Genomic DNA, 10,764 nt, shown 5'->3' with positions numbered 1-10,764 from the left:
GGCAAATCCGATCGGCTACGAACCGCCCGCCGAGATCGTGACGCAGGCAACCTGGTTGGCGGCGGCCAGCGACGCGACGCTGGAGATGGTTCGTGACCCACGCGATGCCGTGCGGGGCGCCGATGCGGTCTACACCGACGTCCACGTTTCCATGGGCATGGAGGAAACCGCCGCTCGCGCGGTGGCGCTGGCGCCATACAAAGTGACCACCGAGCTGATGAGCCTGGCGGCGCCACACGCGATCTTCATGCACGACCTGCCAATGCACCGAGACGAAGAGGTCGAGGCAGCAGTAGCCGATGGACCCCAGTCCGTCATCTTCGATCAAGCCGAGAACCGGTTGCACGCGCACAAGGCGCTCTTGCTGCAGATGCTGTGCTAATGCCGATCGAAACGACGTAACGAACACTACAGCTCGTGAGGCGGTCTCGCGAGCATTCTTGCAAGAGAACAACGAAAGGAACGGAGAAACACCATGGTCGAGTGCCCTGAATGCGGAGCGGAGTTCGATGCCGGAACGGTCGAAGCCGGCGAGATCATCGTTTGCCCGGATTGCGGTGTGGAACTCGAAGTGCTGACCACCGACCCGGTGACGGTCGGTCAGGCGCCTGAGGAAGGCGAAGACTGGGGCGAATAACCTCAGGTCACGTATCCGGAGTCCAGCGTCCAGTGCGTTCGCAGGACGGTGGACACTGAGCTCCGGACCCTACACCGGTGACTGGTGAGAACGAGATCACGAGAAATGGACGAGGAGATGGGAAACGTAGCGGTGCTTTGCACCCGGGTTCGAGTCGAGGAGAAGCAGCTGCTGGCCGCGTTCGTGGATGCGAACGTGCCGGCCGAGGCAGTGTCCCCCGAATCCGTCCCGTTCCCTATTCCGCGAGCGTGCCTCGCCTCCCCCACCGGTCATTCTGCCGTCACCACGCCGTCCGATCTGAATCATCGCTTTTCGATCGTGGTCGACCGGATGCAGAACCGCACGGTTGCCAGCGCGCTGATGCGCAACTATCACGCAGCGTCCACCATCACGATCGATGCGGGTATCGCGTCGGTTGGGTCGCGGCTGGATGTGCTTCACGCGCTGGCGGCGGCGGGATTGCCGCTGCCAACAACGCTGTTGGCGCTTTCGGAAAGCGCGGGACTCGCAGCCGTCGAGGAAACCGGCTATCCCGCAACGGTGTTCCCGATGCAGATCGGCCTCTCCGGTATCGGTTTGCAGGATCGGGAGATCGCCGAAGCGATCCTGGAACATCGTGACACGCTGGGCGGTTCCGCCGAGACGGTCATGGTGGTGCAGGCTGGTTACCATGACGAGAGCGACCTGATCAAGGCGATCGTCGTCGACGGTGTGGTCGTCGCATATGAAGGAACCTGCCACCACCCGAACGGGTTCGCCGGCTGCGAGCAGTTGGCCATTGCGGCGGCGGAGGCGTTAGGCGCTTCACTCGTCGGTGTCACGCTGGCGCACACGCCAGAGGGGCTCGTTGTGTGGGATGTGCGTCCGACGCCAGATTTCCGGCAGTCGATTCCAACCGGGCGTGGAACCGTCGCTGGCGCGGTTGCGGCGCTGGCCCAGAGAAAGCTCGGTAACGGCGCGGTGTCCGACTTGATCGCGCAGGCATCATTGCCGTCGCTGCTGGAAACGAAGGGACTGGGAAGTGACATTGTCCTCTCAGCCTGAGACGGTTTCGGCACGAGACCGGACAGCGATGCATGTCGATCTCCTGCATGGACTCGTCGCCATTCCGAGCTTGAGCGGCGAAGAGGGTCCCGCGGTCAACTACCTGGTCGCGGAAATGAAGGCTCGCGGGTTCGACGAAGCCTATGTGGACCGCGCAGGCAACGCTGTCGGCGTCAAGGGCAACGGTCCCACCAGGATCGTGCTGCTTGGGCACATCGATACTGTTCCGGGGGACATCCCCGTGCGCGTGGAAGACGGCGTCTTGCATGGCCGAGGCTCGTGCGATGCAAAGGGGCCGTTGGCAACTTTTGTCGCCGCGGCAGCGGAGGCGACCGGCATCAACGCCACCATCACGGTCGTTGGAGCAGTCGGAGAAGAGTCGATTGGCTCGCCCGGAGCGCACGAAGCGGCCACATGGCCAGCTCCTGATTACTGCATCATCGGCGAACCGAGCAGTTGGGACGCGGTCTGCCTCGGATACCGGGGCACCGTTTCGTTCACCTATCGCCTGAAACAGGCTGGGCGGCACACCGCCGGTCCGGGCGAGACGGTCGGTGAACTGGGCGTGCTCTTCTGGAACACGCTGCTCTCCGAACTTCAGCAGATCAATGGTGACGCCGAGGGGTATCACGCGATCGGAACGTCGCTCCGTTCGATCAACACGTTCTCCGACGGGTTGTACGACACGGTCGAAATGTCGATCGGCATTCGCATTCCGCCATCGGTGTCTTCCAAACAGGTGCTGGAAATCATCGAATCGATCCGCGATGCAGGAGAGATCGAGCTGCACGGAGTTCAGGAAGGCTATTCGACCGACAAGAAGAATCCGATGACGCCGCCATTCCTTCGCGCGATCCGCGCACAGGGAGGCAATCCACGGTTCACCCGAAAGCTGGGCACGGCGGACATGACAGTCGTCGGGCCGGTCTGGCAATGCCCTATCGTGGCCTATGGACCGGGTGACGCTTCACTCGATCACACGCCGGAAGAACGCATCGATCTCGATGACTATCTGCGCGCGGTTCGCGTCCTGACATCGGTGCTGAACGAGCTATGACGATCGATCATTTCATCAACGACCCGCTGACGAACGATGCCGATGTACGCCTGGGGGTGCTCGTCTCCCACCTGCGCACGGACGAAAAGGCCATCTTCGGATCGGCGCGCGCCAAGGGGATCGACATCACACCGGTGTTCGACCGGAAGATCGTGCTCGATCTCTCAAATCTCGAGCGAGACGCCAACCAGAGCTTCCCCTACGATGTCGTGCTCGACCGGAGCGTGGCGCACTCACGAGCGCTCTATACACTGAAAGCGCTCGAATCCTGGGGAATCCCAACGTTGAATCACACCGCAGCAGTACAGATCTGTGACGACAAGGCGCTCTGCAGCGTGGCACTGGGAGCAGCAGGAGTGCCGACGCCGCGCACATTGCTCGCCTTCTCGATCGAGTCCGCGCTCGAAGCCTGCGAGATGCTCGGCTATCCGGCTGTACTCAAGCCAGTGACTGGCTCCTGGGGTCGCTTGCTCGCGAAAGTGAATGGGCCGCAACAGGCGAAAGCGTTGCTCGAACAAAAGGTCACGCTTGGTTCGTATCAGCACGCGCTCTTCTATGTGCAGGAATATCAGGAGAAGCCAGGCCGCGACATTCGGGTTTTCGTCGTGGGCGACCGGGTGCTTGCCGCAAGCTATCGCTCGGCCGATCATTGGATAACCAATACGGCGCGTGGCGCGTCGTCAAGCAAGTGCCCGATTACGCCACAGATCGAAGAGATCGTGCTACATGCGTGCGAATCGGTCGGCGCTCGCCTCGCAGGGGTCGATCTGATCGAGACCTACGATGGTTACACGGTGTTGGAGGTCAACACCGGAGGCGAGTTTCATGGCCTGATGACCACCACAGACGTGGACATCGCCGGGGAGATCGTCGAGGAGGCCGTGCGCATCGCGCGGGCATCGGCGATCCGGCGTTTGGAAACAGTCACCACCGCGGGAGATTGACAGAACGCCCACGCATTCTTAAGCTCAATACATTGGCTTCGACGGGGAGATCCCATTGGGTCCGAAGCAGCAGAGAGCGGGTAGCTGGTGTGAATCCCGCGGATAGTCGGCCCACAGGACAAGACCCCAGAGCCGCCGGAAGAAGCGGAGCGATGGCTCCCCAGTAGAACCGGCCGGGCGCTCCCGTTAGCGAGCTCAGTCCGATCAGGATGTTCTCAGCCGTGCCAGCGCCGTTGGCAGGTTGCGACGATCGGTTGGGCTGATGAGGTCGTCCGGGAAACGAGGACGGCGAACAAAGGTGGTACCACGGAGTGAAGCCCTCCGTCCTTTGGACGTTGGGCTTCGTGCATTTTTCGACGGAGGTCGAATCGTGGGTACACCGCTCAATGTAACCGTCTTGATGTCCCGGGTCCGGGTGGAAGAAAAGCTCCTGCTCACCGAGCTGGAGAAACGCGGTGTCGCGATCAATCGAATCGACGACCGCGAGATCACGCTGGACATCGATCATCCGAACCTCCAAACCGATGTGGTCCTGGAACGCGCGGTCAATCACCTGCGGGCGCTGTATGCGCTGCGCGTCTACAACGACTGGGGTATTCCGACCGTCAACACCTATGACGTGGCCAACACCTGCGGCGACAAGCTGTTGACGACCGCGGCGCTGATGCGCCATCGAGTCCCCTCCCCCCGCACCATCATCGCGTTCACCCCGGAGTCGGCGCTGGAAGCCATCGAAACGATGGGATACCCTGTCGTCCTCAAACCGGCGGTCGGCTCGTGGGGGCGCTTGCTGGCCAAGGTCAATGACCGTGATGCCGCGGAGGCGCTGCTGGAGCACAAGGTCACGCTCGGGTCGTTTCACCACGGCGCGTTCTACGTGCAGGAGTACGTGAACAAGCCGGGACGGGATATCCGGACGTTTGTCGTTGGTGACGAAACGATCTGCGGAATCTATCGTGCGTCCAAGCACTGGATCACAAACACCGCGCGCGGCGGAGAGGCCTCGAATTGCCCGATCACGCCGGAGATCGACGAGGTCTCGCGCGCCGCGGCGCGGGCGGTCGGCGGTGGCGTGGTGGCAATCGATCTCTTCGAGACCGATCGCGGCATCCTGGTCAACGAAGTCAATTACACGATGGAGTTCCGCAACAGCATCGACACGACCGGGGTCAACATCCCTGCGAAGATCGTTGATTATGTCATTTCGGTTGGCGAGGCTGGCCGCGCGCGTGCTGAATCGAACGGCCGGGTGAGGGCAATGGCGTAGGCAACTGGCAACTGGCAACTGGCAACTGGCAACTGGCAACTGGCAACTGGCAACTGGCAACTGGCAACTGGCAAGAGAAGCCTAAAGGCGTCGTCGAGACTCGCTTCGCTCAATGGCGGAGGGGAGAGCGGAAACAGGCAGGTGGCACGCAAGCGGGCGCGACGGCTCGCGGCATCCACAAAAGCAATCACGGAAGGGCGATCACCAGGCGCAGGTCACGCCCGAGGACGAGGAAAGGGTTCGACGTTATGGCAGTGAAAACAGCAATCATTGGCGGGTCCGGATATGCCGGCGGAGAGCTCCTTCGGCTCCTGCTCGATCACCCGATGGCCGACGTGGCGCAGGTGACCTCAGAGCGGAACGCCGGCAAGTTCGTCTTTTCCGTCCATCCCAACTTGCGCAAGCGAACCCAGCTGAAGTTCTCGAGCGTGAACGACATTGGCCAGGTCGATGTCCTCTTCGTGGCGACTCCGCACGGGGCGTCGATGAAGAAGATGGAGGAGTTTCGAGCGCTGGCGCCGATCGTGATCGATTTGAGCGCCGACTTCCGGCTCAACTCGAAGGACGGCTACCCGAAGTGGTACGACCACGAGCACGAGCTGCCGGAGTTGCTGACCGAATTCGTGTACGGCATTCCCGAGTTGCACCGGGAAGAAATTCGCGAGTCGAATCTCATCTCCAGCGCTGGCTGCATGGCGACGACATCGATCCTTGGACTCTATCCCCTCTTCCAGGCGGGCGTGGTGGACCTCAGCATGCCGACGGTCATCGAGGCAAAGACAGGGTCGTCCGGATCGGGGAACTCGGCGAATCTTTCGTCGCATCATCCCGAGCGGGCTGGCGTGATCCGCTCGTTCAAACCAACCGGCCATCGTCATTCGGCGGAGATCATCCAGGAGCTGACCTTCGACGGCAACGCTCCAGAGATCGCGTTCTCGGCAACGTCAGTGGAAGCGGTGCGCGGAATTCTGGCAACCTCGCATGTCTATCTGAAAGAGCCGATGTCGGACAAAGAGGTCTGGGGAATCTACCGCGCCGCGTACAAGAACGAGCCGTTCATGCGAGTGGTCAAGGAATCGAGCGGCATCCATCGTTACCCGGAACCGAAGATTCTCTCCGGCTCGAACTACTGCGATGTGGGATTCGAACGAGATCCCGACTCGAATCGCGTTGTCGTCATGGCCGCGCTCGACAATCTCATGAAGGGAGCCGCCGGCCAGGCTGTGCAGTCATTCAACATCCGCCTCGGCTACGAAGAGACCTGCGGAATCGATTTCCCTGGACTTCATCCGATCTAGACGCGGAGCTCGGGACACGTCGCCCTGAGACAATTCCATCTGACAAGACGAGGCATGTGTGCGTCATATGGGTTCGTGCCGAATGGCGAAGCATGCGAGGTAGATGATGAAATTCGGATTTGTGATTCCTGAGGCCAGTGCGAGAGAGTTTCTGGAGTTGGCGGTCGAGATCGAACGCGCTGGATGGGACGCGGCGTTCGGCTGGGAAACGGTCTACGGGATCGATCCCTGGGTTGTGCTCGGCGGGATGGCGGCATCGACCGAGCGAATCAGGCTCGGGACATTGCTCACCCCTCCCTCGCGCCGCCGCCCATGGAAACTTGCAAGTGAGTTGGTGACGTTGGACATGGTCTCGAACGGCCGGGCAATGCTGTGTGCCGGGCTCGGGGCTATCGATACCGGATTCGCGCAGGTTGGCGAGGAAACCGACCGCAAGACACGCGCCCAGCTCATGGACGACTGCCTGGACCTGTTGCCGAAGTTCTGGAGCGGTGAACCGTTCGAGTTCCATGGCACGCATTACGATGTCGATTGGAACGCCCCCTTGGGAGCAGTCGTTCCCGTTCAGCAACCGCGTATACCGATCTGGACGGTCGGTTTGATGGGCAGTAGGGCGTCGCTTCGCCGCGCGGCACGCTGGGACGGGATTCTGCCCAACGCTCGTGACGCCGACGGGAACTGGTTGTCGCCCACTCCCGCTCAGCTGCCAGCGCTGCGCGAGGAGCTTGCGTCGCTTGGCGCGGACATGGACAGGTTCGACATCGCGCTGGAAGGGGTGACTCCTCCTGGCGACGAAGCCGCATTGGACCGCGTTCGCGCGTTGGCGGAGAACGGCGCCACCTGGTGGATCGAATCGATGTGGCAAGCGCCCGGCGGCATTCCGGCCGTGCGGGAACGGATCGCGGCGGGCCCGCCGCAACTCTAGGGAAAAGGAAGCGCACGAATGATCGTCGTCAAGATCGGAGGAGGCAGCGGGATAACCGCGGAGTCGTACGCAAACTTTGCGAAGGACTTTGCCGCGCTCGAGCAACCCGCCGTGCTTGTGCATGGCGGCAATGCCGAGTTCAGCCAGCTCAGCAAGGATCTCGGCCGTCCTCCGCGCATGGTGACGAACGAGAAGGGCCGCGTGAGCCGCTACACCGATTCCGAGACCATCGACATGATGCTGATGGCCTACGCAGGCAAGGTGAACAAGCGGATCGTGGCGCAGTTGCAGGCTGCTGGTGTCAACGCGGTCGGACTGAGCGGTATCGACGGCAAGATCGCCACCGGGCGGCGCAAGTCGACCATTCGCGTAATCGAGGATGGCAAGCCGAAAGTGCTGCGAGACGATCATGCCGGAACGATCGAGCAGGTCGATACGACGCTCATCCGGCTGCTGCTCGATGCCGGCTACCTGCCGGTGATCACGCCGCCGGCGCTTGCGCTCGAGGACGGAACCCCGATCAACGTCGATGGAGACAAGCTTTCGCTGGCGCTCGCCACCGATCTGGGCGCGAGCGCTATCTACTTCTTCTCGGACACGCCTGGGCTGCTGGCGGACAAGGACGACGAGTCCACCCTGATTCGCGAAATCGACGTGACCGACCCGGAAGCCGCGCTGGAATCTGCCCAGGGCCGCATGAAAGTGAAAGTCGAGTCGGCAATCAAGGCGATCGAGCAAGGCGTCGGCAAGGTGGTTTTCGCCGATGCACGCGTCGAGCATCCGTTGCAACGCGCGTTGGAGGGCGAGGGCACGGTCATCGACTATGCCGATCACGCGACGATTTGATGGATTGTCCGGTGTCCAGATGCAAACGCGATAAGGCTGGACCCGTACCCGATTTCCCACCCGACTTGAGCCAAAGATGAGGACACAACCGTGACGATTCCTACCCCGATGCTGGCGCTCGACCTGACCCAGGAACTGGAAACCGATCTCCAGCTGCCGCTCTATGCGAAACGCGACATCTCGCTTGTGCGCGGAGAGGGGTCGTATCTCTATGACTCCACAGGGAAGCGTTATCTCGACGCGATGAGCAACTACGGGGTGGCCGCGCTTGGGCACGCTGATCCCGTGTACGCCGCAGCGATGGCGGATCAGCTCCAAAAGTTGACCACCTGCCACCAGAGCTTCTACAACGATGCGCGCGCTGCCGCGCTCGCCGCCATCCGGCAGATCGCGCCGGACGGGTTGACGCGCTACTTCATGAGCAACTCCGGGGCAGAATCGATCGAGGCCGCGCTCAAGTTCGCCATGATGGCAACCGAGCGTCACAAGATCGTGGCATTGCGCCGCGGCTACCACGGACGCACCCTCGGCGCGCTTTCGGCGACCTTCGACCCGAAGTACCGCAAGCCGTTCGAGCCGCTGCCCATCCCGGTGACACACGTCGCATTCAACGACTACGAAGCGCTGGTGGAGCAGGTCGACGACGAGACCGCAGCCATCATCCTCGAGCCGGTGCAAGGCGAGGCCGGCATCTTCCCCGCGGATGACGACTACTTGCGGGCGGTGCGCGAGCTTGCGACGGCAAATGGAGCACTGCTGATCGCGGATGAGGTGCAGACTGGGTTTCGCACCGGCGCCCCATTTGCGATCTCCCACGCCGAGGTATCGCCGGACATTCTCTGCACCGCCAAAGCAATCGGGAACGGGTTCCCGGTGGGCGTGACGATGGTCACCGAGGCCATCTCAGAGAAAACGGTGGGCGGCGCTCATGGAACGACGTTTGGCGCGAACCCGCTCGCCAGTCGCGCGGTAGTGACAACCCTGCAAGCGTTTCAGGATCGCAATCTCTACGCCCGCTCGTCCGAGCTCGGCGAGCGCCTGATGAACGGTATCGAGTCGCTGGAGAGCCCAAAGATCCGACAGGTTCGTGGACGAGGATTCATGATCGGGGTCGAGATGAAGGAACGCATCACGCCGACCCTGCGGGCCCTCCAGGAGAACGGCGTGCTCGCGCTACCTGCCAGCCCGGTCGTTTTCCGACTCCTTCCGCCGCTGGTCTGGGAAGAGGAGCAAGTCGATGAGTTCGTGGGTGTTCTGGCCAAGGTCCTCGCCTGACCGAATCTGGCCCGGCCGCGTAGCGGTCGTGCTTCTTGCGCTTGCGATGGTCTGGCAAACGCCAGTTCCTTCGGTCGCCCAGACCACATGCGGTATGTACGCGGTCGCCACTGCCCCACAGCAGGTGGGGCACCCGCTGTCCGACGATCTCGTCGCCCTGAACGTTGCTGGCAACGAGATCGCTCGGAGCGCGTTCGCGGAACCGCGCTCGGTCGAGTCATCTCCCAAACCTGGGGTCGCACTGGTGCGGTCGCTCGGCGGTGTCTTTGCCCTGATGGACGTCAGCACTGGCGAGATAACGCCGCTGGCCATCCCGGAAGACGAGCAACCGCGGTTGATGACGACATTCGGAACGATCCGCAATGCCGCCGAATCCAACTTCATGCTCCTGACATCGGGTCCTGATGCGGTGTGGCTCGTCGATTTGTCGAACGGCGATGCGCTCGATCTGAACCAGCTGTCCGAGGATGGCCCCGACGTGATCGAGGCTGCCTCCATTTCCCCGGACGGCAACTGGCTGATCTACTTCTTCCGTAATCGAGGGTATCTCGTTTCATTGCTGTCACCTGGCCAACCGCAACCGATCGATCCGGGTCCAATCCTGGCGTTCCCCGGGTTCGATGCCGGCAACCAGGTGGTTTATGGCGTCGGTGAAGGAGGAGAGACTTCCATTCGCTCGCTCGATCCGGTTAGTGGTGAACGCATCGACCTAGCAACAGCGCCGGGTGTGCGCATCGTGCAATTTCGGCAGGGTGGCCCAACCCTGCTGGTGAACGCGACCGAGCTGATGGTGCTTGCTCCCGAAGGGAACGAGCCGACCGGGGTGTTCGAGTGGCGTGGTGTGCCATCCTCCGTGTTCGTGGACGAAGCAGGCGAGCATCTTCTCGTCGGAGACGAGATCGACGAGACAACCTGGACATGGGTCGATCTGACAACTGGATCGAACGTTGCGCTGGACGACCTGGACGGCATGTCGCCGATTGCCGACTCGACCATGCGAGACAGCTTGCTCTTCGTCCCCACGGTCAAGGTCACGCAGGGATCGCCTGGCGCTCCGTATCGCACCGTCGATCTTGCGACGGGAAACACCGTGACGGTCCTGGAGCAAGACTCGGAGGACGTCTACCAGGTCCGACCAGCGGGCGACGATGCCGGCCGGTTCTCGGTCGTGAATGCGGTCACTCCAGGGTTTGGCCGGACCTGGTTGGTGGATGCGATGCGTGGAACCGCCGAACTGGTCGCGACCTCGACCGGCAACGCCGACGCTCGAGTCTCTCCGGACGGCTGCCAACTGGCGGTGGCCGTCTTCGACATTGTTGGTGAAGGACGCACCTCGACGGTCACCGTCACGTCGCTGGTCGATGGCTCGCCGGTGGCGACGATTCCGAACGCGCTTCTGCTCGGCTGGGCGGAGACGGAACCGGCATAGCGAGAAGCGGAACGAGCGCATTGCCGCTCGTTCCCGCAACGC

The 10,764-nt window shown here is 62.2% G+C and carries 11 protein-coding genes; all 11 read left to right on the top strand.

From position 1 onward, the window contains the following. Positions 1-382: ornithine carbamoyltransferase (locus R2855_12985; GenBank protein MEZ4531923.1), on the top strand; the 382-nt coding region annotated here is incomplete at its 5' end. 93 nt (positions 383-475) lie between these two features. Beyond that, positions 476-637 carry a lysine biosynthesis protein LysW gene (gene lysW, locus R2855_12980; GenBank protein ID MEZ4531922.1) on the top strand — a complete coding sequence of 54 codons (162 nt, stop codon included), beginning with the start codon at positions 476-478 and terminating at the stop codon, positions 635-637. Positions 638-742: 105 nt separating this feature from the next. After that, the gene (locus tag R2855_12975) at positions 743-1,681 is read left to right on the top strand and encodes a hypothetical protein (protein MEZ4531921.1); all 939 of its coding nucleotides are present in this window, start codon (positions 743-745) and stop codon (positions 1,679-1,681) included. Between the two features lie 28 nt (positions 1,682-1,709). Continuing rightward, positions 1,710-2,738, top strand: a complete 1,029-nt coding sequence (locus R2855_12970; GenBank protein MEZ4531920.1) for a [LysW]-lysine hydrolase — start codon at positions 1,710-1,712, stop codon at positions 2,736-2,738. Continuing rightward, on the top strand, positions 2,735-3,682 hold the full coding sequence (gene lysX, locus R2855_12965; GenBank protein MEZ4531919.1) for a lysine biosynthesis protein LysX: 948 nt from the start codon (positions 2,735-2,737) through the stop codon (positions 3,680-3,682). Before R2855_12970 ends, lysX (R2855_12965) begins: the two co-directional genes overlap by 4 nt. Before the next feature lie 370 nt (positions 3,683-4,052). Further along, positions 4,053-4,949, top strand: coding sequence for a lysine biosynthesis protein LysX (lysX, locus tag R2855_12960; protein MEZ4531918.1), 897 nt, complete (start codon positions 4,053-4,055; stop codon positions 4,947-4,949). Between the two features lie 248 nt (positions 4,950-5,197). Then, the gene (gene argC / locus R2855_12955; protein ID MEZ4531917.1) at positions 5,198-6,247 is read left to right on the top strand and encodes an N-acetyl-gamma-glutamyl-phosphate reductase; all 1,050 of its coding nucleotides are present in this window, start codon (positions 5,198-5,200) and stop codon (positions 6,245-6,247) included. A 103-nt stretch (positions 6,248-6,350) separates the two neighbouring features. Beyond that, positions 6,351-7,172 (top strand): LLM class flavin-dependent oxidoreductase, encoded by an 822-nt coding sequence (locus R2855_12950; GenBank protein MEZ4531916.1) that lies wholly within the window; start codon positions 6,351-6,353, stop codon positions 7,170-7,172. An 18-nt stretch (positions 7,173-7,190) separates the two neighbouring features. Then, positions 7,191-8,018: a [LysW]-aminoadipate kinase gene (locus R2855_12945; protein MEZ4531915.1), complete on the top strand. Its 828-nt coding sequence runs from the start codon at positions 7,191-7,193 to the stop codon at positions 8,016-8,018. Positions 8,019-8,108: 90 nt separating this feature from the next. Further along, positions 8,109-9,293 carry an aspartate aminotransferase family protein gene (locus tag R2855_12940; protein MEZ4531914.1) on the top strand — a complete coding sequence of 395 codons (1,185 nt, stop codon included), beginning with the start codon at positions 8,109-8,111 and terminating at the stop codon, positions 9,291-9,293. Beyond that, positions 9,256-10,722 carry a hypothetical protein gene (locus R2855_12935; protein ID MEZ4531913.1) on the top strand — a complete coding sequence of 489 codons (1,467 nt, stop codon included), beginning with the start codon at positions 9,256-9,258 and terminating at the stop codon, positions 10,720-10,722. Before R2855_12940 ends, R2855_12935 begins: the two co-directional genes overlap by 38 nt. Positions 10,723-10,764 lie beyond the last annotated feature (42 nt).

Source organism: Thermomicrobiales bacterium (assembly GCA_041390825.1).
Lineage (GTDB): Bacteria > Chloroflexota > Chloroflexia > Thermomicrobiales > UBA6265 > JAMLHN01.
This window is presented reverse-complemented; position numbering and strand designations above follow the sequence as displayed.